Origin of the sequence: Burkholderia sp. MSMB1498, assembly GCF_001526245.1 — a bacterium.
GTDB lineage: Bacteria > Pseudomonadota > Gammaproteobacteria > Burkholderiales > Burkholderiaceae > Burkholderia > Burkholderia savannae.
In genome coordinates this window covers 24,024-49,740 of record NZ_LOYJ01000084.1, presented here as the reverse complement: position 1 = coordinate 49,740, position 25,717 = coordinate 24,024, and the positions used below count along the sequence as shown (strand labels likewise).

Below are 25,717 nucleotides of genomic sequence, written 5' to 3'. Positions count from 1 at the left end.
TTGCGGCCGCGGTTCAAACGTGAAGGGGGAGAACCGCGAATTTTACCATCGGCGCGCGGCCGCCCGGCCGCCGCGCGCCGTCGTCGAAAATGCTCAGTCGCCGACGCGGGCGGCGCCGCCGATCGGCATCGCGCCGGAGGCCGCCGCCGGCTCGGCCGCGGCGAGCTCCGGCGCGGCCCAGCGCAGCCACTGCGCGCGCAGCATCGCGAGCGCGACGAACGCGCAGGTCGAGAGCGCGCCGAACGTCGCGAAGCCGAGCTGGTAGCTGCCCGTGCTTTCCTTCGCGATGCCCATCACGACGGGCAGATAGAAGCCGCCGATGCCGCCCGCCGCGCCGACGATGCCGGACAACAGGCCCGTCTTGCCCTTCCAGCGGTGCGGGACGAGCTGGAACGTCGAGCCGTTGCCGAGGCCGAACGCGACGTACAGGCACACGAGAAGCGCGATCCCGCCCGCGAGCGGCGGCATCACGGCCGCGAACGCGAAGTCGGCGGCGGCGATCACGGCGAGGATGACCATCAGCGCGCGCACGCCGGTGATGCGGTCGGCGAGGTGGCCGCCGAACGGGCGCACGATCGCGCCGAGGAACGCGAGCAGCGACATGAAGAGGCCCGCTTCGATCTTCGGCATCTGGTAGAGCGTCGTGAGGAGCAGCGTCACGTACGACGACATCCCGACGAAGCCGCCGAACGTGATGCTGTAGATCAGCATGATTACCCACGTGTCGCGCTCGGCGAGCACCGAGCGATAGCGGCCGGGCAGCACGGCGATCGCGAGGAGCGCGCCCATCACGGGGAGAAGCAGCACGCCCGTCTTGCCCGCGCCGAACACGCCCGCGTGCACGGCGAGCACGAGCGCGACGAGGCCGACGAGCGTGAACACGAACGCGCCGAACGCGCGCTTCGCGCTGCCCGATTTCTCGCCGCGGTCGTCGGCCCACGCGAAGAGCGCGAAGCCGGCGATCGCGAGGAGCGGCAGCGCGGCCGCCGTCGAGAACTTCCAGCCGAGCGCGGCGGCGATGTGCGGGAACATGAAGCCGTCGAGCACCGCGCCGATGTTGCCCGCGGCGGCGAGGCCGAGCACGAGGCCCTGCACTTTCGGCGGATAGCTGCTGCCCGCCATCGGCAGCGCGACCGCGAAGCTCGCGCCGCCGATCCCGAGGAACACGCCGAGCACGAGGAGCAGCGTGTACGACGGCGTGCCGGGCACGAACGGCAGCACGACGGCGGGCAGCGCGGACAGCAGCACGCCCATCAGCGCGATGCGCCGGCCGTTGGCGGACTGGTAGAGGTTGCCGAGCGTCACGCGCAGGATGGCCGCCGCGAGTACCGGCACAGCGACGAGAAAGCCCTGCTGCGCGGCCGTCATCGCGATGTCCTTGCTGATGAAGGGCGCGAGCGGGCCGTACAGCACCCAGACGGTGAAGCCCGTATCGAAGTAGAGGAAGCACGCCAGAAGCGAGCGCCAGTTGCCGCTTCGGAGGGAGGTGCGCAGAGTATCCATCGGTAAAGCCTCGCGTATGCCGGACGACGGCGGATGGTGGAAAAGGGGCGACGGGCCGCTGCGCGGTGCGCGGGACAGGCCGACGCGCAGTTCCGCAAGCTTCATGCCAATGAAGTGCATGTTTTGTTCCAAACGGCGCGAACGAACGCCGCACAAGGCCGGCGGGAAAAACGGCGTTGCCGGCGCTCGGGTGCCGACGCGCGACGGCGCGACGCCCGCGCGCACCGGCGGCAGGCGCGCGCCGCGGCGCGCGGCACCGCGCCTGTGCGTGCGCGCGGCGTTGGTGCGGCGCGGAAAGTGTGAAGAATCAAGCACGTGGAGACGCGCCCGGGCAGGCGCCGGGCTGCTTGCCGCAGCGAAAGCCGACGCGGACATGCATCCGCGAGCGCCGTCGGCCGGTGCGCCGGCGCGGCCGACGCCTCCGGCCGCTAAAATGCGTGCTTCTTCCCTCGCATTCGCTTTGCGCAGCAAAGGCACGCATGGAACTCAAATGGCTCGAAGACTTCGTGTCGCTCGCGGAAACGCGCAACTTCAGCCGCTCGGCCGAGCTGCGGCACGTGTCGCAACCCGCGTTTTCGCGCCGAATCCAGGCGCTCGAGGCGTGGCTCGCCACCGAACTGATCGATCGTTCGGTCTATCCGACCCGCCTCACGCAGGCGGGCCAGGTGTTCTATGAACAGGCGCTCGCGATGCTGTCGCAGGCGCACGAGGCGCGTACGCTGCTGCGCGGCCACGTCGGCGCGCCCGTGCCGACGATCGAGTTCGCGGTGCCGCACACGCTGTCGCTCACGTACTTTCCGCGCTGGCTGCAGCGCATCGAGGCGAAGATGGGGCCGGTCCACACACGGCTGCGCGCGCTGAACGTGCACGACGCGGTGCTGTCGCTCGTCGAGGGCGGCTGCGATCTCGTGATGGGCTACCACCACCCGAGCCACCCCGTCGCGCTCGATCCGGCCCGCTACGACATGCTGACGCTCGGCGTCGAGCCGATCAGCCCGTTCTCGGCGCCCGGCCGCGGCGGGCGCGCGCGCTACGCGCTGCCCGGCACGGCCGATGCGCCCGTGCCGTACCTGTCGTACACGCCGAACGCGTACCTCGGCCGGATGACCGAGGTGATCATCGCGAACGCGCGCTCGCCGCTCTTTCTCGACAAGGTCTACGAGACCGACATGGCCGAGGCCCTCAAGGCGATGGCGCTCGCCGGGCACGGCGTCGCGTTCCTGCCGCACAGCGCGGTCGAGGACGCGGTCGCGAGCGGCCGCCTCGTGAAGCTCGGCCGCGCGGCGAAGGGCGGCGCGGAGCCGTTCACGCTGACGATGGAGATCCGCCTTTATCGGGACAAGCTCGCGGTGCAGGGCGACGAGCCGCGGCAGAAACTCGTGCGCGCGCTCTGGGACGTGGTGCGCGAGGAGCTCGGCGCGGCGGCCTGACGCGGCGGCCGGGCGCGGCATCTCCGGCGCGACGCGGCAATCGCACGCCGTTGCCGCACCGCCCGCGCGGCGGGAGCGCCGCGCCCGCCCATGCGAGCGCGCGCCGGCCGCGCACGAAAGCTGCCGCGGCGAATCGCATCGGGATTGCAGCCGTTCGAACGGCGAACGCGCGGTTTTTCGCGCAAAAGCCCGATCATGCACGAAACGCATAATCGAATAAGCAAACGGCATTGGATTTCGAAATTCGGTTTTTCGACAATGTGCGCATTCTTCGACCGTTGGAGATTCCATGTCTTCGCAACCGCAGTCCCCGTCCGTCACGCAGTCCATTCCGTCGTACCTGCACGCGGACGATCTCGGCCCCTGGGGCAACTATCTGCAGCAAGTCGACCGCGTCGCGCCGTACCTCGGCTCGCTGTCGCGCTGGATCGAGACGCTGAAGCGCCCGAAGCGCATCCTGATCGTCGACGTGCCGATCGAGCTCGACAACGGCACCGTCGCGCACTTCGAGGGCTATCGCGTGCAGCACAACGTGTCGCGCGGCCCGGGCAAGGGCGGCGTGCGCTACCACCAGGACGTGACGCTGTCGGAAGTGATGGCGCTGTCCGCGTGGATGTCGGTGAAGAACGCGGCCGTGAACGTGCCGTACGGCGGCGCGAAGGGCGGCATCCGCGTGGACCCGCGCAAGCTCTCGCGCGGCGAGCTCGAGCGCGTGACGCGCCGCTACACCAGCGAAATCGGCATCATCATCGGCCCGAATACCGACATTCCCGCTCCGGACGTCAACACGAACGAGCAGATCATGGCGTGGATGATGGACACGTACTCGATGAACCAGGGCCAGACGGCGACGGGCGTCGTGACCGGCAAGCCGATCTCGCTCGGCGGCTCGCTCGGCCGCAAGGAAGCGACGGGCCGCGGCGTGTTCGTCGTCGGCTGCGAGGCCGCGAAGAAGCGGGGGCTCGAGATCAAGGGCGCGCGCATCGCGGTTCAGGGCTTCGGCAACGTCGGCGGGATCGCCGCGAAGCTGTTCCAGGAAGCGGGCGCGAAGGTGATCGTGGTGCAGGATCACACGGGCACGATCTACCAGCCGGCGGGCGTCGACACCGTCAAGCTGCTCGATCACGTCGGCCGCACGGGCGGCGTCGCCGGCTTCGAGGGCGCCGAGCCGATGCCGAACGACGAGTTCTGGACCGTCGAAACCGAGATCCTGATCCCGGCCGCGCTGGAAAACCAGATCACCGAGAAGAACGCGTCGAAGATCCGCACGAAGATCGTCGTCGAAGGCGCGAACGGCCCGACGACGACGGCCGCGGACGACATCCTGAGCGCGAACGGCGTGCTCGTGATCCCCGACGTGATCGCGAACGCGGGCGGCGTGACCGTGTCGTACTTCGAGTGGGTGCAGGACTTCTCGAGCTTCTTCTGGACGGAAGACGAGATCAACCACCGCCTGGAGCGCGTGATGCGCGAAGCGTTCGCCGGCGTGTGGGGGGTCGCGGAAGAGCACAAGGTGTCGGTGCGCACGGCGGCGTTCATCGTCGCGTGCAAGCGTATCCTGATGGCGCGCGAAATGCGCGGTCTGTACCCCTGATCGACGGGTTTCGATCGATCTGCGGCGAGGTTCGATGAGCTGCGCCGTGATGCATTCGCGGGCGGCACCGGTTTCGGTGCCGCCCGCGCGCGCATGCGCACGCCGGACGCGCTCCGGAACGCGCACGCCGCCCGGTCAAAAGTGTGGTTAACAACCATTACTTTCATAAAAATTACTTTGATAAACTGGCGCGGGTTTTCGCCAAGGAGATGACAACGATGAAATTCCCGAAAGCAATGCTGATGGTTGCGGCGCTGAGCACTTTTGCCGGCGGCGCCATCGCCCAGGAAACGGGCACGCTGAAAAAAATCAAGGATACGGGCGTGATTGCGCTGGGGCACCGCGAATCGTCGATTCCGTTCTCGTACTACGACCAGAATCAACAAGTGGTGGGGTATTCGCGGGACTTCCAGATGAAGGTGGTCGACGCGGTCAAGAAGAAGCTGAATCTGCCGAACCTGCAGGTGAAGAACATTCCGGTGACGTCGCAGAACCGCATCCCGCTCGTGCAGAACGGCACGGTGGACATCGAGTGCGGCTCGACCACGAACAATCTCGATCGCCAGAAGCAGGCGGCGTTCTCGGACACGATCTTCGTGATCGGCACGCGCCTCATGACGAAGAAGGATTCGGGCGTGAAGGACTTCGCCGACCTGAAGGGCAAGACCGTCGTGACGACGGCGGGCACGACGTCCGAGCGTCTGCTGCGCGAGATGAACAACAAGAGCCAGATGGGGATGAGCATCATCAGCGCGAAGGATCACGGCGAGTCGTTCCAGACGCTCGAGACGGGCCGCGCGGTCGCGTTCATGATGGACGACGCGCTGCTCGCGGGCGAGCGCGCGAAGGCGAAGCAGCCGGGCGAGTGGGTGATCGTCGGCAAGCCGCAGTCGCAGGAAGCGTACGGCTGCATGATGCGCAAGGACGATCCGGCGTTCAAGAAGGTGGTCGACGACGCGATCGCGCAGGTCGAGAAGTCGGGCGAGGCCGCGAAGATCTACTCGAAGTGGTTCGAGAATCCGATTCCGCCGAAGGGCTTGAATCTGAACTTCCCGATCTCCGACGAGATGAAGAAGCTCTACGCGAATCCGAACGACAAGGCGCTCGACTGAGCGGGCGGGCGTTCGAGCTAACAAGCGCTGACGAAACGGAAGAGGCACGGCTTCTTCCGTTTCTTTTTGTTGGAGTCTGGCTATGTCCTACCACTGGAACTGGGGCATCTTCCTGAGCCCCGTTTCGACGGGAGAACCGACGACCTATCTCGGCTGGCTGATGTCGGGATTCTGGGTGACGGTCAAGGTGTCGCTCGTCGCGTGGGTGATCGCGCTCGTCGTCGGGTCGCTGTTCGGCGTGCTTCGCACCGCGCCGAACAAGTGGCTGTCGGCGATCGGCACGGTCTACGTATCGATTTTCCGCAACATTCCGCTCATCGTGCAGTTCTTCGTCTGGTACCTCGTCGTGCCCGAACTGCTGCCCGCGTCGATCGGCACCTGGATCAAGCAGCTGCCGCCCGGCACGCAATTCTTCACCGCGTCGATCGTCTGCCTCGGCCTCTTCACGGGCGCGCGCGTCTGCGAGCAGGTGCGCTCCGGCATCAACGCGCTGCCGAAGGGCCAGCGCGCGGCCGGCCTCGCGATGGGCTTCACGCAATGGCAGACGTACCGCTACGTGCTCCTGCCCGTCGCGTACCGAATCATCGTGCCGCCGCTCACGTCCGAATTCCTGAACATCTTCAAGAACTCGGCCGTCGCGTCGACGATCGGCCTGCTCGATCTGTCCGCGCAGGCGCGCCAGCTCGTCGATTACACGGCGCAGACCTACGAATCGTTCATCGCGGTGACGCTCGCCTACGTGATCATCAACCTGATCGTGATGGCGTTCATGCGCTGGGTCGAGAGCAAGTCCCGGCTGCCCGGCTACATCGGAGGCAAGTGATGCATCAGTTCGACTGGAGTAGTATTCCCGGCGCGCTGCCGGCGCTCTGGACGGGCGCGATCGTCACGTTCGAGATCACGCTGCTCGCGATCGTGGTCGGGATCGTCTGGGGCACGCTGCTCGCGCTGATGCGCCTGTCCGGCGTGAAGCCGCTCGCGTGGTTCGCGCAGGGCTACGTCACCGTGTTCCGCTCGATTCCGCTCGTGATGGTGCTGCTGTGGTTCTTCCTGATCGTGCCGCAGGTGCTGCAGGGCGTGCTCGGCCTGTCGCCGACGATCGACATCCGGCTCGCGTCGGCGATGGTCGCGTTCTCGCTGTTCGAAGCCGCGTATTATTCGGAGATCATCCGGGCGGGCATCCAGGCGGTGCCGCGCGGGCAGGTGAACGCCGCGTTCGCGCTCGGCATGAACTACGCGCACGCGATGCGCCTCGTGATCTTGCCGCAGGCGTTTCGCGCGATGGTGCCGCTTCTGCTCACGCAGGCGATCGTGCTGTTCCAGGACACGTCGCTCGTCTACGTGATCAGCCTTGCCGATTTCTTCCGCACGGCCGCGAACATCGGCGATCGCGACGGCACGAGCGTCGAGATGATCCTGTTCGCGGGCGCGTGCTATTTCGTCGTGTGCTCGGTTGCATCCGCGTTGGTCAAAGGTCTCCAGAAAAAGGTCACAAGATGATTTCCATTAAGAACGTGTCGAAGTGGTACGGCCAGTTTCAGGTGCTGACGGATTGCACGACGGAAGTGAAGAAAGGCGAGGTGGTGGTCGTGTGCGGGCCGTCGGGCTCCGGCAAGTCGACGCTCATCAAGACCGTGAACGGTCTCGAGCCGTTCCAGCAGGGCGAGATCCTGGTCAACGGCCAGTCGGTCGGCGACAAGAAGACCAACTTGTCGAAGCTGCGCTCGAAGGTCGGGATGGTGTTTCAGCACTTCGAGCTGTTTCCGCACCTGTCGATCACCGAGAACCTGACGCTCGCGCAGATCAAGGTGCTCGGCCGCGGCAAGGACGAAGCGGCCGAGAAGGGGCTCAAGCTGCTCGATCGCGTGGGCCTCAAGGCGCACGCGCACAAGTATCCGGGGCAACTGTCGGGCGGCCAGCAGCAGCGCGTCGCGATCGCGCGCGCGCTGTCGATGGACCCGATCGCGATGCTGTTCGACGAGCCGACCTCCGCGCTCGATCCCGAGATGATCAACGAGGTGCTCGACGTGATGGTCGAGCTCGCGAAGGAAGGGATGACGATGATGGTCGTCACGCACGAGATGGGCTTCGCGAAGAAGGTCGCCCATCGCGTGATCTTCATGGACAAGGGCTTGATCGTCGAGGACGACCGCAAGGAGGATTTCTTCGCGAATCCGAAATCGGATCGCGCGAAGGATTTTCTCGCGAAGATCCTGCATTGATCGCGAGGGCTGCGCCGCGCGAGCGCGCGGCGTCGCTTTCGATGCGCAGAAGGCCGTCCGGCGAACGTCGGTCGGCCTTTTTTGTCGGCCGCTCGCGTCGGGCCGAAGGCCGGGATCGGTCTTGAGCGGAGTTCGGTGGAAGCGGTGCCGGCGTGCGTGTCGCCGGGCGGCGCCGCGCGCCGCGGTTCGGACGCTTCAGCGGCGCGACGCGCCTGCATCGAAGCATCCGGTCGAGCGGCGCGCAACCGGGAAAAATCAGAAATCGACCGGATCGTCGCCGAGATCGCCGGCCACGCCGGCCACGTCGGCCGACGCGAGCGCGGCCGCCCGGCGCGGCGCCGACGCGGACGCATCGAGCTCCGGATTCGTGAGCTTCTCGAGCACGGCTTGCGGCACCGGAATGCGCATCGTCGCCGCGACGTCGCCGCACTGGAACATCACGAGCTCGCCCGGTTCGAGCGCGGTCCACACTTCGTCGTCGGTAAGCGGCTGCGTCGCGATCACCGCGACGCGATCCTCCGGCGTCGTGTATTTCGCGAAATCGATCGAGATGTCCTCGTCGATCAGGTGCGCGGTCGAGAACGGCCAGCGCCGCACGAGGTAGTGCAGCCGCGTCGAGCAGTGCGCGAACAGCGCCTGCCCGTTCGACATCAGGAAGTTGAAGACGCCGTGCCGCGTGATGTCGCGCGTGAGCTCGCCCACCTGCTCGAACAGTTCGGGCAGCGGCGGCTGCGCGCCCGGGAACGCATCGCGCAGGCCCTGCATCAGCTTGCAGAACGCTTTCTCGCTGTCGGTCGTGCCGACCGGCTGAAAGACGCCGCCTTCGAGGTCGGGCGAATAGTCGTGCAGATCGCCGTTGTGCGCGAAGATCCAGTGGCGGCCCCACAGCTCGCGCATGAACGGATGGCAGTTCTCGAGCAGGATGTGCCCCTGCGTCGCCTTGCGAATGTGCGCGATCGTGTTCTTCGACTTGATCGGATAGCGCTTGACCATCTCGGCGATGGGCGACGTCGCGGACGATTGCTGGTCGATGAAGAGGCGGCAGGCCTTGTCCTCGAAGAACGCGATGCCCCAGCCGTCTGCATGGTGATCGGTGAGCCCGCCGCGGGCTGCGAAGCCGGTAAACGAGAACGTCACGTCCGTCGGTTCGGCGCAGTTCATTCCGAAGAGTTGGCACATATCGCGGGTGCGGCTGAGGCTGGCGGGGAGTACACCGGACAGAACCGGTACAATGTCGGCTTCAAGCATATCACCGAGCCCCAAGCGGCAAAAGGCGAAAACCGCGCCCGAGCGGTTCCGTGTTGCGGTTTGCCGTCAGTCGGCGTCGCGCGCGGCCGGCGCGCAGCGCTTCGCCCGTCGCCGCGCGCCATTCCCACGACACCATGAATGCTTCTGCCCCCGCCTCGCTGACCCTCGCACGCCCCGACGATTGGCACCTGCACGTGCGCGACGGCGCGATGCTCGCGGCCGTTCTGCCGCACACCGCCCGCCAGTTCGGCCGCGCGATCATCATGCCGAACCTGAAGCCGCCCGTCACGACGACCGCGCAGGCGCAGGCGTACCGCGAGCGCATCCTGGCCGCACTGCCGGCCGGCATGACGTTCGAGCCGCTGATGACGCTGTACCTGACCGACAACACGCCTGCGGACGAAATCCGCCGCGCGCGCGAAAGCGGCTTCGTGCACGGCGTGAAGCTGTATCCGGCGGGCGCGACGACGAACTCCGACGCAGGCGTGACGGATCTGCTCGGCAAATGCGCGAAGACGCTCGAGACGATGCAGGAAGTCGGGATGCCGCTCCTCGTGCACGGCGAGGTGACGGAGCCGTCGATCGACCTGTTCGATCGCGAGAAGGCGTTCATCGAGCGCGTGATGGAGCCGCTGCGCCGCGCGCTGCCGGGGCTCAAGGTGGTGTTCGAGCACATCACGACGAAGGACGCGGCCGATTACGTGCGCGATGCCGACGCGGCGCCCGGCCAGATCGGCGCGACGATCACCGCGCACCATCTTCTGTACAACCGCAACGCGATGTTCGTGGGCGGCATCCGCCCGCATTACTACTGCCTGCCGGTGCTGAAGCGCGAGACGCACCGGGTCGCGCTCGTCGCGGCTGCGACGTCGGGCAACCCGCGCTTCTTCCTCGGCACCGACAGCGCGCCGCACGCGAAGGGCGCGAAGGAGGCCGCGTGCGGTTGCGCGGGCTGCTACACGGCGCTGCACGCGCTCGAGCTGTACGCGGAGGCGTTCGATCAGGCGGGCGCGCTCGACAAGCTCGAAGGTTTCGCGAGCTTCTTCGGCGCGGATTTCTACGGCCTGCCGCGCAGCGCCGACACGGTGACGCTGCACCGCGAGACGTGGGAACTGCCGCTGGAGATCGACGCGGGCGGGAGCCCCGTCGTGCCGCTGCGCGGTGGGGAGCCGATCGGCTGGCGGCTCGTCTGAAGCCCGGAGCGCGGCGGCCGGCGCGGCCGCCGCGCGTGACGGCATCGGTTTCGATGCGATGAACGGGCCGCACGGCATGGGCGATCACGACGCTCAGGACGGCATGAACGGCGCGCAGCGGCCAGAAGGCGCGCATGGCTCGGCCGATCCGCGGCGCACGGGAGCGACGGGGCTCGCCGACCGGGCGGACGCGACGCGCGGCCCGGCCGATTCGCGCAACGCAGGTGAGCCGGCGCGCCAGGATCACTCTGATCACGCGGATCGCCAGGATCACCGGGATCACCCTGCGGTCGCGGGCAATCCACGCGAATCGCGTGCGTCTCGTGCGTCCTGTGCGGCGAACGATCGACGTGGGCCGCATTCTGCCGACGACGGGTTCTGCTTCGACCGAATCGATTGGTCCGAGCCGTGGCTCGCGCCGTTCGCCGCACGCGGCAGGCGATGGGCGCAGGCGGCGCGGCAGGGCGAGCGCGCGTGGCTGAGCATGCTGAACGACGATGCCCGAGCCGAACGACGCGCGACGGGCCGCGGCCTGCCGCTTCGTTTCATCGAGCAGGCGGCGCTGCCGGCGGGAACCGCGTACGAGACCCACATCGCCTTAACGGGCGCCGTCCCGACCCGCCACAACCTGCATGATTTCTTCAATGCGCTCGTCTGGTTCGCGTATCCGCGCATCAAGGCGGCGCTCAACGCGCGCCAGGCCGGCGCGATCGACGCAACGGGCGTCGGCCCCGTGCGCGGCGCCGTGCGCGACGCGCTCACGCTGTTCGATGAGAACGCGGCGCTCTTTGCGACCTCGGATTCGGCGCTTGCGGCCGCGCTGCGCGGTTTCGACTGGCCGACCTTGATGTGCGCGTCGCGCGCCGCGTGGGGCGCGCGCTGCGAGGCGCGGATCGTCGGTCATGCGCTGCTCGAAAAGCTCGTCGAGCCGTACAAGGGCTGCACCGCGCACGCGTGGATCGTCGACGTGCCGGCCGCGTATTTCGAATGGGCGGACGAAAAGCGCCGCGCGTGGCTCGACGAGCATGTCGCGGCGGCGCTTGCCGCGACCGAACCGACGAGCCGCGGGTTCGCGCCTCTGCCGGTGCTCGGCGTGCCCGGCTGGTGGGCGGCGAACGAGACGCCGTCGTTCTACGACGATCCGCGAGTGTTTCGCAGCGGCCGGCGCGCACGCGCGGGCTGAGGCCGCGGGGGCGAGGAGGCGCTGAACGGTCGTGGTGTCGGAGGGGGCCGATCATTTGCCAACCGCCAACCGCCAACCGCCAACCGCCAACCGCCAACCGCCAACCGCCAACCGCCAGCCGCCAGCCGCCAGTTGCCAGTTGCCAGTTGCGAGTTGCGAGTTGCGAGTTGCGAGTTGCGAGTTGCGAGTTGCGAGTTGCCAGGTGCCAGGTGCCAGGTGCCAGGTGCCAGGTGCCAAGTGCCAGGTGCCAAGTGCCAAGTGCCAGGTGCCAAGTGCCAGGTGCCAAGTGCCAGGTGCCAAGTGCCAAGTGCCAAGTGCCAGGTGCCAAGTGCCAAGTGCCAAGTGCCCGCGCATTCAGCGACAGCGCCCAACCCTGAACTTCGTCGCGAGCGCCGCAGCTGAAATCAGAATCCGACTAAAGCCGGACCTGGAGCTCAGGAGGGGCACGAACGGGCGCGCGAGCCGGATGTCGGCCGGCGCTAATCAAGCGCCAAGCACCAAGCGCCAAGCAACGGCGCACGAGTCCCAACCTAGCGCGAATCCGCACGCAACGCGCGATCGACCACCGAATCGGCGATGCATCGACTCAACCCGCCCCAAGCGAGCGCCGCGCCGCGGTGCTAGAATCCCGCTCGCAAAGCAGGCCAGGCAGTCGCGGCTTTCGCGGTTCGCCGCGAAGGGCGAGGAAAGTCCGGACTCCGACAGGGCAGGGTGATGGCTAACGGCCATCCGTGGCGACACGCGGAACAGGGCAACAGAAAGCAAACCGCCGATGGCCCGGCGCAAGCCGGGATCAGGCAAGGGTGAAACGGTGCGGTAAGAGCGCACCGCGGCTGCGGCGACGCAGACCGGCACGGTAACCTCCACCCGGAGCAATTCCAAGTAGGCAGGCGCGCATCTTCGGATGCAGGACGGTGCCCCCGTCTCGTCTGCGGGTAGGAAGCTTGAGCGCGTCAGCAATGGCGCGCCTAGAGGAATGGCTGCCACGGGCCGCGCGTCTTCGGATGCGCGGCCTGCACAGAATCCGGCTTATCGGCCCGCTTTGCCGCACGATGACGAAAGGCCGGCGCCGCATCATGCGGCGCCGGCCTTTTTCCTTTTCGCGAGCCGCGCGGCCACGCGCTCGCGCCACGGGCGAAGCGCGTTACGCGGCGACGATCTCGAACGAATGCGACAGTTCGGCCGTCTTTGCGATCATGATCGATGCGGAGCAGTACTTGTCGTGCGACAGGTTGATCGCACGCTCGACGGTCGCGGGATTCAGGTTGCGGCCCGTCACCGTGAAGTGGAAGTGGATCTTCGTGAACACCTTCGGGTCCTCGCTCGCGCGCTCCGCCTGCAGCGTCACCGAGCAGCCCGTGACTTCCTGGCGGCTCTTCTTGAGGATCAGCACGACGTCATAGGCCGTGCAGCCGCCCGTGCCGACGAGCACCATCTCCATCGGGCGCGGCGCGAGATTGTGCCCGCCGCCTTCGGGCGCGCCGTCCATCGTGACGAGGTGGCCGCTGCCCGTTTGGGCGGCGAACGCCATGCCATCCTGCCCCATCCAGCTAACTTTGCATTCCATGCGCGAGCTCCAGCGTTGCTTGATTCGGTTGTAATTCGGCATTGTAGCCCTGCCGGCAACGGTCGGCTGATGCGCCGCAAGACGGGCGGAGGCGGCGCCCGACGGCGCTTCGCGCCCGCTCGGGGCCGCACCGAACGCCCTCCGATCATTAGGGGTTTTACTCTAGCCGTAAAGGGCATTTGTTCACATGAATTCGCATATGAAGTTGATTTAAAAGGGAAAATTTTCAGTGCCCGAAGACGGGTCGTTTCCGTATTATGGGATTGAATTTCTCTATGCGGTTTTTCTTGTGCTGACGGCTTCCGGTTCGTATAATGCGAAGCATTGGTTGTCGCGCTGCGACAACCTCAGCATGTCTCCTCCACCCTCCTCCTTTGGTGGATTAAGCCCGAACCAGCGGTTCGGGCTTTTTTTCGTCCGATGCAAGCTTCGCTGGCCCTTCGGCGGGGAATTCACGCCTGCGAAGCGTGCTTCGTCGTCGGCGCAAGCCGGAGGAAGTCGGATTTCTTTGACCTCCTGAATCGATTTCCTTTATAATTCAGGGCTTTTCCGCATTCATTGCCCACGGAAAAAGAACAGGGAGAGCCTGCATCGCGCCACGAAGCGCCTGCCAAGAGCAGACAAGCAGGAAAGAACGCTTGGGCATCAGCAATCAATTTTGGATCGATCATGAAGACGTTTTCCGCAAAAGCCCATGAGGTGACGCGCGAATGGTACGTGATTGACGCGACGGATAAGGTTCTCGGCCGTGTCGCCAGCGAAGTGGCACGCCGTCTTCGCGGCAAGCACAAGCCTGAGTTCACCCCGCACGTCGACACCGGTGATTTCATCATCGTCATCAACGCGAGCAAGTTGAAGGTCACGGGCAACAAGACGCTGGACAAGAAGTACTACCGTCACTCGGGCTACCCGGGCGGCATCTATGAAACGACGTTCGGCAAGATGCAGGAACGCTTCCCGGGCCGCGCGCTCGAGAAGGCGGTCAAGGGCATGCTGCCGAAGGGCCCGCTCGGCTACGCGATGATCAAGAAGCTGAAGGTCTACGCTGAAGCCACGCATCCGCATTCGGCTCAACAGCCGAAAGCGCTCGAGATCTAAGGGGAGCCCACATGATCGGTAACTGGAACTACGGTACGGGCCGCCGCAAGAGCGCAGTCGCTCGTGTCTTCATCAAGGCTGGCAAGGGCGACATCGTCGTCAACGGCAAGCCCATCTCCGACTACTTCTCGCGCGAAACGTCGCTGATGATCGTGCGTCAGCCGCTGGAACTCACGAACCACGGCCAGACGTTCGACATCAAGGTGAACGTGACGGGCGGCGGCGAAACGGGTCAGGCAGGCGCAGTGCGCCACGGCATCACCCGCGCGCTGATCGACTACGACGCGACGCTGAAGCCGGCGCTGTCGAGCGCGGGCTTCGTCACGCGCGACGCCCGTGAAGTCGAGCGTAAGAAGGTCGGTCTGCACAAGGCACGCCGCGCCAAGCAGTTCTCGAAGCGTTAATCGCTCGTGCCGCACGCCGCCTTCGGGCGGCATCGCTGCAAGAAAAACCGCCAGTTTTCGCACTGGCGGTTTTTTTATGTGCGGCCGGCTTGCGTCGGCGCAACGAATGCGCGAAAAACGCCGGCGCGCCACTTGATTTCGCCTGCGCCAGCACGATCTGCGGATCAGTCCTACAATAGCAGGCAATGGTTTTTTGGAGAGTTCGCATGAACGCTGTTACCGAATCCGCGGCAACTACCGAGATGCCGGCTCCGTTCGTCTTCACCGACGCGGCGGCCGATAAGGTCAAGCAACTGATCGACGAAGAGGGCAACCCCGAGCTCAAGCTGCGCGTGTTCGTGCAAGGCGGCGGCTGCTCCGGCTTCCAGTACGGCTTCACGTTCGACGAGGACGTCAACGAGGACGACACCGTGCTCAACAAGAACGGGGTCGTGCTGCTCGTCGACGCAATGAGCTATCAGTATCTCGTCGGCGCCGAGATCGACTACAAGGACGATCTGAACGGCGCGCAATTCGTCATCAAGAACCCGAACGCGACCACGACCTGCGGTTGCGGCTCGTCGTTCTCGGTCTGAGCGCATCCGCATCCGACGAAAAACGGGGCTGAATGCCCCGTTTTTTTTGGCCCGCCGTCGCCGACCGGAGCGGCGAAGCGGGAGCGCATCATCGCGCACGCGCCTGCTACATCGGCTCACGCCGCGCGCGCGCCGATTTCCGGCGCTGCTGCGTCGGCCGTGCGCACTGCGTCGCTCGCATGCGCGAGCCAATCGGTCGGCGCGTGTCCCGTGCATTGCGCGAATGCGCGCGTGAGCGCGCTCGCGCTGCCGTAGCCGACTTCCGGCGCGATTTCCTTGACCGCGTAGCCGCGCCGCAGCAACGTCTTCGCGAGCCCCACTCGCCACTGGAGTAGATATTCGCCGGGCGGCACGCCGACCGTGTCCGCGAAATGCGCGGCGAAGCGCGAGCGCGACATGCCGGCCGCGGCGGCCATCCGTTCGAGCGTCCACGGCAACGCCGGGTCCGCATGCAGCGCGTTCAGCGCCTTGGCAAGCCGGGCGTCGGACAGCCCGGCGAGCGAGCCGCTCGCCACCAGCCGGTTGCGCATCACGAAGCGCAGCAATTGCACGACGAGCACTTCGGTCAGCCGGTTGATCACCGTATCGTGACCGCACGCGGGCGCGCTTGCCTCGGCGAACAGCGCATGCTGGACGGCGTCGAGCGACGACATCGATGCAAGCGGGATCGCGAGCAGATCGGGCAGGCCGCGCAGCAGCGGATTTTCGTCGCCGAGCCCGAATTCGATCGCAGCGGACAAGACCTCGGCGGGCATGCCGCCGCGCGCTTCGATCCGGTACCTGCCGGGCCGCCGGATGAACAGCGCGCTCGGCTCGGGCACCGCGTGCAGGCCGAGCGCGCCGCCTGTCACGCAGACGGCGCCCGAGCGCAGCAGGTGCATGTGGAAGCCGTCCTCGCAAATATCGAATGTCGACGTGCCGGGCAGCGTGCCGAAGTGGAACACGCGGGCGTGCAGCTCGAAGCGGGCGAGAAGACCTTTCAGGCGATCGTTCATGGGACGATTGGTCAAGCAATTGGGACTTGTCGGCGCATATTGTCTCAGTGCATGCGATACATTGGCAACTCAGCTCACTGTCCCGCATGACCAGGAGGACTCATTCGATGATCCGATTCTTCTATCACCCGTCGCCGAACCCGGCCAAGGTCGCGTTGTTCCTCGAGGAGGCCGGCGTGCCTTATGAACTCGTGCCCGTCGATACGCGCAAGGGCGAGCAGCACGGTGACGCGTTCAAGGCGATCAATCCGAACGCGAAGACGCCCGCGCTAGTCGACGGCGATGTGACCGTGTTCGACAGCAACGCGATCCTGCTGTATCTCGCGGAGAAGACCGGCCAGTTCCTGCCGGACGACACGCCCGCCGCGCGCGGCGAGCTGCTGTCGTGGCTGATGTTCGTCGCGACGGGGATCGGCCCGTACTGCGGCCAGGCGGTGCATTTCAGGCACTTCGCGCCGGAGCCGAAAGCGTATGCGGCGAACCGCTACGACTTCGAGGCGTGGCGCCACTGGCGCATCGTCGACGAACGCCTCGCCACCCGCCGCTACATGGTCGGCGACGGCTACACGATCGCCGACATGGCGGTGTGGGGCTGGGCGCGTGCGATCCCGTTCGTGCTCGGCGACGGCGCATGGGAGCAGTTGCCGAACGTGAAGCGCCTGTTCGACGAGATCAACGCGCGTCCCGCCGCGCAACGCGCGGAGGCGCTGAAGGCGCGCCACGCGTTCAAGACCGATTTCGACGACGACGCGCGCCGCGTGCTGTTTCCGCAGAACGCGCGGCTTGCGTCCGCAACCGGCGCGGAGGCCTGACGCGATGCTCGATCTCTACTACTGGACCACGCCGAACGGCCACAAGATCACGATGTTCGTCGAGGAGGCCGGCTTGCCGTACCGGATCGTGCCGGTCAACATCGGCCGCGGCGAGCAGTTCGAGCCGGATTTCCTGCGCATCGCGCCCAACAACCGGATTCCGGCCCTCGTCGATCACGCGCCCGCCGACGGCGGCGCGCCGCTGTCGATCTTCGAGTCCGGCGCGATCCTGCTGTATCTCGCGGACAAGATCGGACGCTTCATTCCGGCCGACCTGCGCGGGCGCAACGAAACGCTGCAGTGGCTGTTCTGGCAAATGGGCGGGCTCGGCCCGATGGCGGGGCAGAACCATCACTTCGTGCAGTACGCGCCCGAGCCGCTGCCGTATGCGATCGACCGCTATGTGAAGGAAACGTCGCGGCTGTACGGCGTGCTGAACAAGCATCTGTCGGACGGGCGCGACTACATCGCGGGCGAATATTCGATCGCCGACATGGCGTGCTACCCGTGGATCGTGCCGCACGAGCGGCAGCGGCAGCGCCTCGCGGATTTCCCGTTCCTCGCCGCGTGGTTCGCGCGGGTCGCCGAACGGCCCGCCACCGTGCGCGCGTACGAGCGGGCGAAGGAGATCAACGTTGCGCCGACCGTCGATCAGAACTCGCGCAGCGTGTTGTTCGGGCAGGACGCGAGCTCGGTTCGCTGACGCGCGCGGCAGCCGGCGCGGGCCGGCGCCGCGGCCGCGGCCGCGGCGTGCGCGCGGTCGCTCGGCGGAAGCGGTGCGGTGCGGGGCGGTTTTGGCGAAGCCGGCCCGCTCAGCGCGGGTACAGCGCGCCCAGCACGCGTTCGCCCGCCGCGCCCGTGACGGCCGACACGTTGCCCGGCGCGCGCGCGTTGAAGCGGTACGCAAGCCACGCGAACGCGAGCGATTCGACCTGCTGCGGCGGCACGCCGAGCGCGGCCGTCGTGTCGACCGGCACGTCGAGCCCGCGCGCCGCGAGCGCGGCCGCGATCGTGTCGAGCAACACCGGGTTGCGCGCGCCGCCGCCGCATACGTAGACGGCCCGGCAGTCGCTCGCATGCCGTGCGATTTCGTCGGCGACGGTGGCCGCCGTCAGCATCGTGAGCGTCGCCTGCACGTCTTCGGGCGCGAGGCCCGGAAAGCCGGCGAGCTTCGCGTCGAGCCAATCGGCGTTGAAGAGATCGCGCCCCGTGCTTTTCGGCGCGCCCTGCCGGAAATACGGCTCGTCGAGGAGCGCGGCGAGGAGCGCCTCGTGCACCGTGCCGCGCGCCGCGAAACGACCGCCGTCGTCGAACGGCTGTTTCAGGTGGCGTTCGGCCCATGCGTCGATCAGCGCGTTCGCCGGGCCGCAGTCGAGGCCGCGCACCGGATCGTTGCGCGCGTCACGCGCGTCGTGCGCGTCGTGCGCGGCGGGCAGGATCGTGATGTTGCTGATGCCGCCCAGGTTGCAGACGACGCGCGTCTCGTCCGGCGAGCCGAACACCGTCGCGTGGAACGCCGGCACGAGCGGCGCGCCCTGGCCGCCCGCGGCGACGTCGCGGCTGCGGAAGTCCGCGATCACGTCGATGCGCGTGAGCTCCGCGAGCAGCGCGGCATTGTTGATCTGCCGCGTGTAGCCGCGCTCGGGCCGGTGGCGCACCGTCTGGCCGTGCACGCCGAGCGCGCGCACGTTCTCGGGCGCGAGGCCCGCCGCGCGCAGCAGCTCGTGGCAGCACACCGCGTAGCGCGCGGCGAGCGCGTTCGCGGCGAGCGCCTCGCGCTCGATCTCGTCGCCGCCCGGCTGCTGCAGCGCGAAGAGCGCGTCGCGCAGCGTGTCGGCGAAGCCGACGAACGCCTCGGACAGCACGGCGAGCGGCTTGCCCGCCTCGAAGCGGACGGCGACGCCGTCGACGCCGTCCATGCTCGTCCCCGACATCAGGCCGAAATACACGCCATCCGCGGGATGGCCGGGTTGCATGCGGTTGGACGCCACGTTCATCGCTCCGGAATCGAGATGGGGGGCGCGCGGAAGGCTCGCCGCGCGCCATCGTCGCCGATTATCCGCGCATGCGAGCGCGCCGTTAAGCGGTCCGCGCGCAACTTATGGGAAAATCGCTCTTTTTGCGACATTTCTTCCTCTTGCACCGATGAGCACCGATCCCACTTCCAAGCCCGCCTTCCCGATCACCGATGAGGTTCGCCACGCGCTCGCCGTCACGAAGCGCGGCGTCGACGAGCTGCTGATCGAGGAAGAGTTCGCGCAGAAGCTCGCGAAAAGCGCGGCGACGGGCAAGCCGCTGCGCATCAAGCTGGGCCTCGATCCGACCGCGCCCGACATCCACATCGGCCACACGGTCGTGCTGAACAAGATGCGCCAGCTGCAGGATCTCGGCCATACGGTGATTTTCCTGATCGGCGACTTCACGTCGCTGATCGGCGATCCGTCGGGCCGCAACGCGACGCGCCCGCCGCTTACGCGCGAGCAGATCGAAGCAAACGCGAAGACCTACTTCGAGCAGGCCGCGCTCGTGCTCGACCGCGAGAAGACCGAGATCCGCTACAACAGCGAATGGTCGATGCCGCTCGGCGCGGACGGGATGATCAAGCTCGCGTCGCGCTACACGGTTGCGCGGATGCTCGAGCGCGAGGACTTCACGAAGCGCTTCCAGGGCGGCATTCCGATCTCGATCCACGAATTCCTGTATCCGCTGATGCAAGGCTACGACTCGGTCGCGCTGAACGCCGATCTCGAGCTCGGCGGCACCGACCAGAAGTTCAACCTGCTCGTGGGCCGCGAGTTGCAGAAGCAGTACGGGCAGGAGCAGCAGTGCATCCTGACGATGCCGCTTCTCGAAGGCCTCGACGGCGTCGAGAAGATGTCGAAGTCGAAGGGCAACTACGTCGGCATCAGCGAGAAGCCGAGCGACATGTTCGGCAAGCTGATGAGCATCTCGGACGTTCTGATGTGGCGCTACTTCGAGCTGCTGTCGTTCCGCGGCCTCGACGAGATCGCGCAGTTCCGCCGCGAGGCCGAGGGCGGCCGCAATCCGCGCGACTTCAAGGTGATGCTCGCGCAGGAGATCGTCGAGCGCTTCCATTCGCGCGCGGACGCCGAGCGCGCGCTCGAGGACTTCAACCACCGCGCGAAGGGCGGCGTGCCGGACGATATTCCCACGGTGACGCTCGCGGGCGCGCCGCTCGCGATCGGCCAGTTGCTGAAGCTGGCGGGGCTCGTGCCGTCGACGAGCGAGGCGCTGCGCAACATCGAGCAGGGCGGCGTGAAGATCGACGGCGCGACGGTGTCCGACAAGGCGCTGAAGCTCGACGCGGGCGAATTCGTCGTGCAAGTCGGCAAGCGCCGCTTCGCGCGCGTGACGCTCACCGCATGAGCGCGCGGTTCGCCGCTCGGCGCCGCGCGCCGCGCGCCGCGTGCATCGTTCGCGCCGCGCGCGTGACGCAGGCGCGCGCATGATCGCGTTGATCCAGCGCGTGAAGCGCGCCGACGTGCGCGTCGGCGGCCGCGTGACGGGCGAGATCGGCGCCGGTCTTCTCGCGCTCGTCTGCGCGGAGCGCGGCGACACCGAGGCGGTCGCGAACAGGCTGCTCGCGAAGGTGCTCGGCTACCGCGTGTTCAGCGATGCGGCGGGCAAGATGAACCTGCCCGTGTCGAACATCGACGGCGCGGGGCGCGCGGGCGGCCTGCTGCTCGTGTCGCAGTTCACGCTCGCGGCCGACACGAACAGCGGCCTGCGCCCGAGCTTCACGCCCGCCGCGCCGCCCGACGAGGGCGAGCGCCTGTTCGACTACTTCGTGCGCGCGGCGCGCGAGCGCCATCCGATCGTCGCGACGGGCGAGTTCGGCGCCGACATGCAGGTGTCGCTCGTCAACGACGGTCCCGTGACGTTCTGGTTGCAGACGCGCCCGTGACACGCCCTTGACGCTTCGATTCGAGACCGCACCGATGGCCACGACGCAGATTCTCTTCATCCGCCATGGCGAGACGGCCTGGAACCGCATCAAGCGGATTCAAGGCCACATCGACATTCCGCTTGCCGACACGGGGCTCGCGCAGGCGCGGCAGCTGGCCGACCGGCTCGCGCGCGACGCACGCGCCGGCGCGCGCATCGATGCCGTCTATTCGAGCGACCTGTCGCGCGCGCGGCAGACCGCGCAGCCGGCCGCCGATGCGCTCGGCCTGCCGCTCGCGCTGCGCGAAGGGCTGCGCGAGCGCGCGTACGGCGTGTTCCAGGGGCACGACAGCGTCGAGATCGAGGCGCGATTTCCCGACGCGTTCGCGCAGTGGCAGACACGCGATCCCGGCTTCGAGCCGGAAGGCGGCGAATCGCACCGCGCGTTCTACCACCGCGTGCTGCACGAGGTCGAGCGGATCGTCGCCGCGCATCCGGGCGGGCGCATCGCGTGCGTCGCGCATGGCGGCGTGCTCGACTGCGTATACCGTTTCGCGAACGATCTGCCGCTCGACGCGCCGCGCAAGCACGCGCTGTTGAACACGAGCGTGAACGTCGTCGATTATGACGATGGCCGCGCGCGTATCGTGCGCTGGGCCGACGTCGATCACCTGAGCGACGCGAGCGACGACGACGGCTATCGAAAGGTGCTGTGACGGGCGAGCGGTCGCGAGCTTCGCGCGCGCGAGCCTGAACGTGGGCGCGGCCGCGAGGCGCTCCGGATCGTCGCGGCGCATGGCCTTAGCCGCCGCCGCGCTTCAGCGCAGCCCGCGGCGCGACTTGTAATCGAGCGCGTACGCGATCTTGCCGGGTTTGTCGGCCGTGATCGGCTGCCGCAGCTTGTCGAATTCCCCCTTGCCGTATTTCTTTCCGCCGTTGATCTGATCGGCGCGGCCGAGGTCCGCGCCCGTCTTGCCGTCGATCACCGGATCGATCGACGCGACCATCCGCGCCGACGCATTCCACACCGCATTCAGGTAGCCCGTGTCCGCCGTCGCCGGGTCGGGATCGGTCGCGCCCGCGCGCGCGAGGTCGTAGCCCGCGAGTGAGAACGCTTCCGGCTGCTGGCGCAGCCAGTCGGCCCAGTAGAACTCGAGATAGTCGGTCGCCTGCGCGGGCTTCGCATAGCCGATGTCGCGCGTGAAATAGACGAGCGACCGGTAGCGGTCGTCCTGCATGCCGAGCTTCAGGCCGAGGCCGGCGGGCAGCTGGTCCGCCGCGATCGGCCGGCCGTTTCCGTCCTTCAGGCGCGTGTAGCCGCGGCTTTGCATCTGCTGCCAGAACGCCGCGCCCGAGTAGTCGCTCAGGTTGTCCTTGACGACGACGTGCACGTGCAGCGACGCGCCGCCGTCGGGCGTCTCGTAATAGGTCGACAGGCCGTGGTGGCCGTCGGTCACGTACAGCATGTCGCCGTTCGGCCCGATGACGACGGGATTGAGCACGGCGCGCCCGCGCGCGTCGGCGCTCGTCGCGCAAGCGTAGCTCGCGGCGTCGCGCAACGTCGACTGCGTCGCGTAGCCGTTCGACGCGAGGCCGCCGAGCCCTTCGTCCGCGCAGAAGTCGTCGAACTTCTTGTCGGGCTGCCGTTCGTAGCGGCCGAGCTTGTAATAGATCTGGTCGTAGCCGAGCGCGCCTTGCGTCGGATGCAGTTCGCCGAGCGCGACGTCGAGCATGTCGCCCGTGCGCGCGCCTTTCCATTTGCCCGGCGCGGAGGCGGGCGCCTTCGGCGACGGGCTGCCCGCGCTCGGCCCAGGCTGCGTCGCGTGGCCGCGCGTGGAGCCGGCGGCGCCCGCATCGACGGCGGCAATCGGTGGGGCGAGCGCGGCGACGAGCGGAAAGGCGGTGGCGGCGACGAGACGGAAGAGCGGACGCGGCATCGTTGGCTGGTGTCGATGGTGGGTTTGGCGGGGATGGCGACGCGCGATTGATGCGCGTGCGGCCCCGTCAGCATCGCGAATGGATGTGACAGGTATTTGAAATGAACGCGACGGGTTGGGCTACGTGCCGTTGGGGCCCGGCTGCTCCGGCCGGGCGGACACCCGCCGGCGTGCGCGCTTCGATACGCCGTTGACGAGCGCCCAGCGGATCACCGGCGCGACGATCCGCACGCCGGGCCGAACGAGCGCGCGGCGCACCGGCGCGAGCGACGACAGGCCGAGCATCTGTTGCGCCCACGTCGGCAACAGATCGACGCCGGCGTTGAAAAGGAGCGCGGCGGCGGGGCGCATCGCCGGCCTCGGCACCGGCACGTTCATCAGGGTCCGTACCACCTCGTGCGTGCGCTCGCTCGCTTCGAGCTCGGGGCGCGTCGCGGCGAAGTACGCGGCGACGTCGGCGCGCGTTTTCGGGACGTTCGTCGCGCCCAGCAGCTCGGCGATGCGCGCGGTTTCCGCGTAGTAGCGGTCCTGATCGGCGCCCGGCAACAGCGGATTCACGTAGCGCAGGTGCGCGGCGAGAAAGCTCGACACCTCGGCGACGTGCACCCACGTGAGCAGTGCGGGATCGCTCGCGCGATACGGGCGGCCATCGAGCCCCGTGCCGACGACGGTCTCGTGTATCGCCTTCACGCGTTCGATCAGCTTCAGCGCATCGGCGCGGCTGCCGTACGTCGTGCCGGAGATGAACGTCGCGGTGCGGCGCAGGCGGCCGAGGATGTCGGTGCGGAACGTCGAATGGTCCCACACGCCCGCGAGCGCGAGCGGGTGCAGCGCCTGCAGCAGCAGCGCGGAGATTCCGCCCGTCATCATCGACGTGAAATCGGCATGCACCTTCCAGCACACCGCGTCGGGGCCGAAGAGGCCCGGGTCGCCCGGCGGCGACGAGTAGTCGAGCGACGGGCCGCTGCCGGACGTCAGATGCGTGACGCCGCCCGCGACGCGGGCGCGCACGCGCTCGATGAGCGGATGTCCGATCGGGGAGCGGGCGGGGCGGTCGCGAAGCGGGGCGGACATCGGTCGACTCGTCGGGACGGGGGGCGTCAGCCCTCGGCGTCCGGCGTGCCCCAGAGGTTGCGCACGGGGCTCGCGGCGTCCGGCGCGGCGAGCCCGAAGTGCCGGTAGGTGAGGAGCGTCGCGACGCGGCCGCGCGGCGTGCGCTGCAGGAAGCCCTGCTGGATCAGGTACGGCTCGAGCACGTCCTCGATCGTGTCGCGCTCCTCGCCGATCGCGGCGGCGAGGTTGTCGACGCCGACCGGTCCGCCGTCGAACTTGTGCAGGATCGCTTCGAGCAACTTGCGGTCCATCAGGTCGAAGCCGACCGGATCGACGTCGAGCATCGCGAGCGCGGCGTCCGCGACGGACGCGGTGATGTTGCCGTCCGCCTTCACTTCCGCGTAGTCGCGCACGCGGCGCAGCAGCCGGTTTGCGATCCGCGGCGTGCCGCGCGAGCGCTTCGCGATCTCGAGCGCGCCGTTCGGATCGATCTGCGCGTTCAGCAGTGACGCCGAGCGCCGCACGATCCGCGACAGTTGCTCGGCGTCATAGAATTCGAGCCGCGCGACGATGCCGAAACGGTCGCGCAGCGGGTTCGTCAGCATCCCGGCGCGGGTGGTCGCGCCGACGAGCGTGAACGGCTGCAGGTCGAGCTTCACGCTGCGCGCGGCGGGCCCTTCGCCGATCATGATGTCGATCTGGTAATCCTCGAGCGCCGGATACAGGATTTCCTCGACGACGGGCGACAGGCGATGGATCTCGTCGATGAAGAGAACGTCGTTCGCTTCGAGGTTCGTGAGGAGCGCGGCGAGGTCGCCCGCCCGCTCGAGCACGGGGCCGGACGTCTGGCGCAGATTCACGCCCATTTCGCGCGCAATGATGTGCGCGAGCGTCGTCTTGCCGAGGCCGGGCGGTCCGAACAGCAGCACATGGTCGAGCGCTTCGGCGCGACGCTTCGCGGCCTCGATGAAGATTTCGAGCTGGCCGCGCACCTTTTCCTGGCCGACGTATTCGTCGAGCTGGCGCGGGCGCAGCGCGCGTTCGAACGCCTCTTCGTGCGAAGACGCGGGCGTGGCGGCAATGATCCGCTCGGCGGCGAGTTTGTCGGTTTCGATCATGGGGCCATTGTACCGCGCGGCGTGCTCCGGCCAACCTGGCCGAACGGCCGAGTCGCCTGGCGGCGCACGGCATGCGAAGCTGTCTTCGACGACGCGCCGTTCGAGCCGCTACGCCTTCGACAGCGCCTTGAGCGACAGCTTGATGCCTTCGGACACGCCGGTGCCGGCCGGCACGTTCTTGATCGCGGCGAGCGCTTCCTTTTCCGAATAGCCGAGCGCGAGAAGTGCGTTGAGGATGTCGGTCGCGTGGTCGGAAGGCGAGGCCGCGCCGGCGAGCGGGCCGAGATCTGCGCCGAGCTTGCCCTTGAGCTCGAGGAGCAGGCGCTCGGCTGTCTTCTTGCCGATGCCCGGCACGCGCGTCAGGCGCGCGGCGTCTTGCAGCGTGACCGCTTGCGACAGCTCCGCGACGCTCATCCCGGACAGCACGGCGAGCGCCATCCGCGCGCCGACGCCCGTGATCTTGAGCAGTTCCCGGAACGTCGAGCGCTCCTGCGGCGTGAGGAAGCCGTACAGCAGGTGCGCGTCCTCGCGGACGATCAACTGGGTCAGCAGCACGACCTTCTCGCCCGTGTGCGGCAGGTTGTAGAACGTGCTCATCGGCACGTCGACTTCATAGCCGACGCCGTTGCAGTCGACGAGGATGTGCGGAGGGTTCTTTTCGAGCAGGGTGCCGGCGATGCGACCGATCATGGCGAGTGCGGGACGGAACGGAAAGCGCGAGTGTAGCGCACCGCGGGGCGCGAGCGGCAGCGGCGCGAACGCGCGCG

Annotated in this window: 26 protein-coding genes and 1 other RNA gene; 17 read left to right on the top strand and 10 right to left on the bottom strand. The window is 67.6% G+C overall.

What is annotated here, in order from left to right; translation table 11 throughout:
- Positions 1 to 93 precede the first annotated feature (93 nt).
- Positions 94 to 1,503: an MFS transporter gene (locus tag WS91_RS18180; RefSeq protein ID WP_038754215.1), complete on the bottom strand. Its 1,410-nt coding sequence runs from the start codon at positions 1,501 to 1,503 to the stop codon at positions 94 to 96.
- Positions 1,504 to 1,982: 479 nt separating this feature from the next.
- Here WS91_RS18180 and WS91_RS18175 point away from each other — a divergent pair, with 479 nt between their 5' ends.
- From WS91_RS18175 to WS91_RS18150, 6 genes are all read left to right on the top strand, one after another.
- Positions 1,983 to 2,933, top strand: coding sequence for a LysR substrate-binding domain-containing protein (locus WS91_RS18175; RefSeq protein WP_059583352.1), 951 nt, complete (start codon positions 1,983 to 1,985; stop codon positions 2,931 to 2,933).
- 289 nt (positions 2,934 to 3,222) lie between these two features.
- Positions 3,223 to 4,527, top strand: a complete 1,305-nt coding sequence (locus WS91_RS18170; protein ID WP_059583354.1) for a Glu/Leu/Phe/Val family dehydrogenase — start codon at positions 3,223 to 3,225, stop codon at positions 4,525 to 4,527.
- A gap of 218 nt (positions 4,528 to 4,745) precedes the next feature.
- On the top strand, positions 4,746 to 5,639 hold the full coding sequence (locus WS91_RS18165) for a glutamate/aspartate ABC transporter substrate-binding protein (RefSeq protein ID WP_038754206.1): 894 nt from the start codon (positions 4,746 to 4,748) through the stop codon (positions 5,637 to 5,639).
- A gap of 82 nt (positions 5,640 to 5,721) precedes the next feature.
- A complete protein-coding gene (locus WS91_RS18160; RefSeq protein WP_038754203.1) occupies positions 5,722 to 6,462 on the top strand; it encodes an amino acid ABC transporter permease in 741 nt (246 codons plus the stop codon).
- On the top strand, positions 6,462 to 7,139 hold the full coding sequence (gene gltK, locus WS91_RS18155; RefSeq protein ID WP_038754200.1) for a glutamate/aspartate ABC transporter permease GltK: 678 nt from the start codon (positions 6,462 to 6,464) through the stop codon (positions 7,137 to 7,139). The genes WS91_RS18160 and gltK overlap by 1 nt, the downstream gene beginning before the upstream one ends.
- Positions 7,136 to 7,861: an amino acid ABC transporter ATP-binding protein gene (locus WS91_RS18150; protein ID WP_038754197.1), complete on the top strand. Its 726-nt coding sequence runs from the start codon at positions 7,136 to 7,138 to the stop codon at positions 7,859 to 7,861. Before gltK ends, WS91_RS18150 begins: the two co-directional genes overlap by 4 nt.
- 255 nt (positions 7,862 to 8,116) lie before the next feature.
- Here the strand turns inward: WS91_RS18150 and WS91_RS18145 are convergent, their stop codons facing one another.
- Positions 8,117 to 9,040, bottom strand: a complete 924-nt coding sequence (locus WS91_RS18145) for a class II glutamine amidotransferase (RefSeq protein ID WP_038754194.1) — start codon at positions 9,038 to 9,040, stop codon at positions 8,117 to 8,119.
- Between the two features lie 203 nt (positions 9,041 to 9,243).
- Here WS91_RS18145 and pyrC point away from each other — a divergent pair, with 203 nt between their 5' ends.
- The 3 genes from pyrC to rnpB all read left to right on the top strand — a co-directional run bounded on the left by pyrC (position 9,244) and on the right by rnpB (position 12,533).
- Positions 9,244 to 10,302 carry a dihydroorotase gene (gene pyrC, locus WS91_RS18140; RefSeq protein WP_059670733.1) on the top strand — a complete coding sequence of 353 codons (1,059 nt, stop codon included), beginning with the start codon at positions 9,244 to 9,246 and terminating at the stop codon, positions 10,300 to 10,302.
- 58 nt (positions 10,303 to 10,360) lie between these two features.
- Positions 10,361 to 11,485 carry a DUF3025 domain-containing protein gene (locus WS91_RS18135; protein ID WP_152611847.1) on the top strand — a complete coding sequence of 375 codons (1,125 nt, stop codon included), beginning with the start codon at positions 10,361 to 10,363 and terminating at the stop codon, positions 11,483 to 11,485.
- Positions 11,486 to 12,121: 636 nt separating this feature from the next.
- Positions 12,122 to 12,533: RNase P RNA component class A (rnpB, locus tag WS91_RS18130), an RNA gene on the top strand.
- Between the two features lie 96 nt (positions 12,534 to 12,629).
- On the opposite strand, the gene WS91_RS18125 is transcribed toward rnpB, so the two are convergent.
- Positions 12,630 to 13,052: an OsmC family protein gene (locus WS91_RS18125; protein WP_038754189.1), complete on the bottom strand. Its 423-nt coding sequence runs from the start codon at positions 13,050 to 13,052 to the stop codon at positions 12,630 to 12,632.
- A gap of 452 nt (positions 13,053 to 13,504) precedes the next feature.
- Positions 13,505 to 13,723: a hypothetical protein gene (locus WS91_RS36000; protein ID WP_145986723.1), complete on the bottom strand. Its 219-nt coding sequence runs from the start codon at positions 13,721 to 13,723 to the stop codon at positions 13,505 to 13,507.
- Here WS91_RS36000 and rplM point away from each other — a divergent pair.
- The 3 genes from rplM to erpA all read left to right on the top strand — a co-directional run bounded on the left by rplM (position 13,722) and on the right by erpA (position 15,129).
- Positions 13,722 to 14,150, top strand: coding sequence for a 50S ribosomal protein L13 (gene rplM / locus WS91_RS18120; protein ID WP_004522094.1), 429 nt, complete (start codon positions 13,722 to 13,724; stop codon positions 14,148 to 14,150). The two genes, WS91_RS36000 and rplM, sit on opposite strands and share 2 nt — an antisense overlap.
- 11 nt (positions 14,151 to 14,161) lie before the next feature.
- Positions 14,162 to 14,554 (top strand): 30S ribosomal protein S9, encoded by a 393-nt coding sequence (gene rpsI, locus WS91_RS18115; RefSeq protein WP_038754186.1) that lies wholly within the window; start codon positions 14,162 to 14,164, stop codon positions 14,552 to 14,554.
- Positions 14,555 to 14,760: 206 nt separating this feature from the next.
- Complete coding sequence (erpA, locus tag WS91_RS18110) at positions 14,761 to 15,129, top strand: iron-sulfur cluster insertion protein ErpA (protein ID WP_010106366.1); 369 nt, start codon at positions 14,761 to 14,763, stop codon at positions 15,127 to 15,129.
- Positions 15,130 to 15,245: 116 nt separating this feature from the next.
- On the opposite strand, the gene WS91_RS18105 is transcribed toward erpA, so the two are convergent.
- Complete coding sequence (locus WS91_RS18105) at positions 15,246 to 16,124, bottom strand: helix-turn-helix transcriptional regulator (RefSeq protein WP_059670732.1); 879 nt, start codon at positions 16,122 to 16,124, stop codon at positions 15,246 to 15,248.
- Between the two features lie 107 nt (positions 16,125 to 16,231).
- Between WS91_RS18105 and WS91_RS18100 the strand changes: the two genes are divergently transcribed.
- Together WS91_RS18100 and WS91_RS18095 are read left to right on the top strand one after the other, a co-directional pair.
- Positions 16,232 to 16,936, top strand: a complete 705-nt coding sequence (locus WS91_RS18100; RefSeq protein WP_038754179.1) for a glutathione S-transferase family protein — start codon at positions 16,232 to 16,234, stop codon at positions 16,934 to 16,936.
- Positions 16,937 to 16,940: 4 nt separating this feature from the next.
- Positions 16,941 to 17,639, top strand: coding sequence for a glutathione S-transferase N-terminal domain-containing protein (locus tag WS91_RS18095; protein WP_038754176.1), 699 nt, complete (start codon positions 16,941 to 16,943; stop codon positions 17,637 to 17,639).
- 109 nt (positions 17,640 to 17,748) lie between these two features.
- On the opposite strand, the gene WS91_RS18090 is transcribed toward WS91_RS18095, so the two are convergent.
- Positions 17,749 to 18,912, bottom strand: a complete 1,164-nt coding sequence (locus WS91_RS18090; protein ID WP_059670755.1) for an anhydro-N-acetylmuramic acid kinase — start codon at positions 18,910 to 18,912, stop codon at positions 17,749 to 17,751.
- A 169-nt stretch (positions 18,913 to 19,081) separates the two neighbouring features.
- Here WS91_RS18090 and tyrS point away from each other — a divergent pair, with 169 nt between their 5' ends.
- The 3 genes from tyrS (at position 19,082) to WS91_RS18075 (ending at position 21,558) form a co-directional block, all read left to right on the top strand.
- Positions 19,082 to 20,323, top strand: a complete 1,242-nt coding sequence (tyrS, locus tag WS91_RS18085; RefSeq protein WP_038754173.1) for a tyrosine--tRNA ligase — start codon at positions 19,082 to 19,084, stop codon at positions 20,321 to 20,323.
- A gap of 79 nt (positions 20,324 to 20,402) precedes the next feature.
- Positions 20,403 to 20,861: a D-aminoacyl-tRNA deacylase gene (gene dtd / locus WS91_RS18080; RefSeq protein ID WP_059583364.1), complete on the top strand. Its 459-nt coding sequence runs from the start codon at positions 20,403 to 20,405 to the stop codon at positions 20,859 to 20,861.
- Positions 20,862 to 20,895: 34 nt separating this feature from the next.
- A complete protein-coding gene (locus tag WS91_RS18075; RefSeq protein WP_038754171.1) occupies positions 20,896 to 21,558 on the top strand; it encodes a histidine phosphatase family protein in 663 nt (220 codons plus the stop codon).
- Between the two features lie 102 nt (positions 21,559 to 21,660).
- On the opposite strand, the gene WS91_RS18070 is transcribed toward WS91_RS18075, so the two are convergent.
- The 4 genes from WS91_RS18070 to ruvA all read right to left on the bottom strand — a co-directional run bounded on the left by WS91_RS18070 (position 21,661) and on the right by ruvA (position 25,640).
- The gene (locus WS91_RS18070) at positions 21,661 to 22,779 is read right to left on the bottom strand and encodes a ParB/Srx family N-terminal domain-containing protein (protein ID WP_059670731.1); all 1,119 of its coding nucleotides are present in this window, start codon (positions 22,777 to 22,779) and stop codon (positions 21,661 to 21,663) included.
- A 120-nt stretch (positions 22,780 to 22,899) separates the two neighbouring features.
- On the bottom strand, positions 22,900 to 23,853 hold the full coding sequence (locus WS91_RS18065) for an oxygenase MpaB family protein (protein WP_059670730.1): 954 nt from the start codon (positions 23,851 to 23,853) through the stop codon (positions 22,900 to 22,902).
- Between the two features lie 26 nt (positions 23,854 to 23,879).
- The gene (gene ruvB, locus WS91_RS18060; protein ID WP_038754162.1) at positions 23,880 to 24,950 is read right to left on the bottom strand and encodes a Holliday junction branch migration DNA helicase RuvB; all 1,071 of its coding nucleotides are present in this window, start codon (positions 24,948 to 24,950) and stop codon (positions 23,880 to 23,882) included.
- Between the two features lie 108 nt (positions 24,951 to 25,058).
- Entirely contained in the window at positions 25,059 to 25,640 is a 582-nt protein-coding gene (gene ruvA / locus WS91_RS18055; protein WP_038754159.1) for a Holliday junction branch migration protein RuvA, read from the bottom strand.
- Positions 25,641 to 25,717: the final 77 nt, after the last annotated feature.

Excerpts from the sequence above, each read along its gene's own strand:
- WS91_RS18180 (WP_038754215.1), bottom strand. The coding sequence starts at position 1,503 with ATGGATACTCTGCGCACCTCCCTCCGAAGCGGCAACTGGCGCTCGCTT.
- WS91_RS18175 (WP_059583352.1), top strand. The coding sequence starts at position 1,983 with ATGGAACTCAAATGGCTCGAAGACTTCGTGTCGCTCGCGGAAACGCGC.
- WS91_RS18170 (WP_059583354.1), top strand. The coding sequence starts at position 3,223 with ATGTCTTCGCAACCGCAGTCCCCGTCCGTCACGCAGTCCATTCCGTCG.
- WS91_RS18165 (WP_038754206.1), top strand. The coding sequence starts at position 4,746 with ATGAAATTCCCGAAAGCAATGCTGATGGTTGCGGCGCTGAGCACTTTT.
- WS91_RS18160 (WP_038754203.1), top strand. The coding sequence starts at position 5,722 with ATGTCCTACCACTGGAACTGGGGCATCTTCCTGAGCCCCGTTTCGACG.
- gltK (WP_038754200.1), top strand. The coding sequence starts at position 6,462 with ATGCATCAGTTCGACTGGAGTAGTATTCCCGGCGCGCTGCCGGCGCTC.
- WS91_RS18150 (WP_038754197.1), top strand. The coding sequence starts at position 7,136 with ATGATTTCCATTAAGAACGTGTCGAAGTGGTACGGCCAGTTTCAGGTG.
- WS91_RS18145 (WP_038754194.1), bottom strand. The coding sequence starts at position 9,040 with ATGTGCCAACTCTTCGGAATGAACTGCGCCGAACCGACGGACGTGACG.
- pyrC (WP_059670733.1), top strand. The coding sequence starts at position 9,244 with ATGAATGCTTCTGCCCCCGCCTCGCTGACCCTCGCACGCCCCGACGAT.
- WS91_RS18135 (WP_152611847.1), top strand. The coding sequence starts at position 10,361 with ATGAACGGGCCGCACGGCATGGGCGATCACGACGCTCAGGACGGCATG.
- WS91_RS18125 (WP_038754189.1), bottom strand. The coding sequence starts at position 13,052 with ATGGAATGCAAAGTTAGCTGGATGGGGCAGGATGGCATGGCGTTCGCC.
- rplM (WP_004522094.1), top strand. The coding sequence starts at position 13,722 with ATGAAGACGTTTTCCGCAAAAGCCCATGAGGTGACGCGCGAATGGTAC.
- WS91_RS36000 (WP_145986723.1), bottom strand. The coding sequence starts at position 13,723 with ATGATCGATCCAAAATTGATTGCTGATGCCCAAGCGTTCTTTCCTGCT.
- rpsI (WP_038754186.1), top strand. The coding sequence starts at position 14,162 with ATGATCGGTAACTGGAACTACGGTACGGGCCGCCGCAAGAGCGCAGTC.
- erpA (WP_010106366.1), top strand. The coding sequence starts at position 14,761 with ATGAACGCTGTTACCGAATCCGCGGCAACTACCGAGATGCCGGCTCCG.
- WS91_RS18105 (WP_059670732.1), bottom strand. The coding sequence starts at position 16,124 with ATGAACGATCGCCTGAAAGGTCTTCTCGCCCGCTTCGAGCTGCACGCC.
- WS91_RS18100 (WP_038754179.1), top strand. The coding sequence starts at position 16,232 with ATGATCCGATTCTTCTATCACCCGTCGCCGAACCCGGCCAAGGTCGCG.
- WS91_RS18095 (WP_038754176.1), top strand. The coding sequence starts at position 16,941 with ATGCTCGATCTCTACTACTGGACCACGCCGAACGGCCACAAGATCACG.
- WS91_RS18090 (WP_059670755.1), bottom strand. The coding sequence starts at position 18,912 with ATGCAACCCGGCCATCCCGCGGATGGCGTGTATTTCGGCCTGATGTCG.
- tyrS (WP_038754173.1), top strand. The coding sequence starts at position 19,082 with ATGAGCACCGATCCCACTTCCAAGCCCGCCTTCCCGATCACCGATGAG.
- dtd (WP_059583364.1), top strand. The coding sequence starts at position 20,403 with ATGATCGCGTTGATCCAGCGCGTGAAGCGCGCCGACGTGCGCGTCGGC.
- WS91_RS18075 (WP_038754171.1), top strand. The coding sequence starts at position 20,896 with ATGGCCACGACGCAGATTCTCTTCATCCGCCATGGCGAGACGGCCTGG.
- WS91_RS18070 (WP_059670731.1), bottom strand. The coding sequence starts at position 22,779 with ATGCCGCGTCCGCTCTTCCGTCTCGTCGCCGCCACCGCCTTTCCGCTC.
- WS91_RS18065 (WP_059670730.1), bottom strand. The coding sequence starts at position 23,853 with ATGTCCGCCCCGCTTCGCGACCGCCCCGCCCGCTCCCCGATCGGACAT.
- ruvB (WP_038754162.1), bottom strand. The coding sequence starts at position 24,950 with ATGATCGAAACCGACAAACTCGCCGCCGAGCGGATCATTGCCGCCACG.
- ruvA (WP_038754159.1), bottom strand. The coding sequence starts at position 25,640 with ATGATCGGTCGCATCGCCGGCACCCTGCTCGAAAAGAACCCTCCGCAC.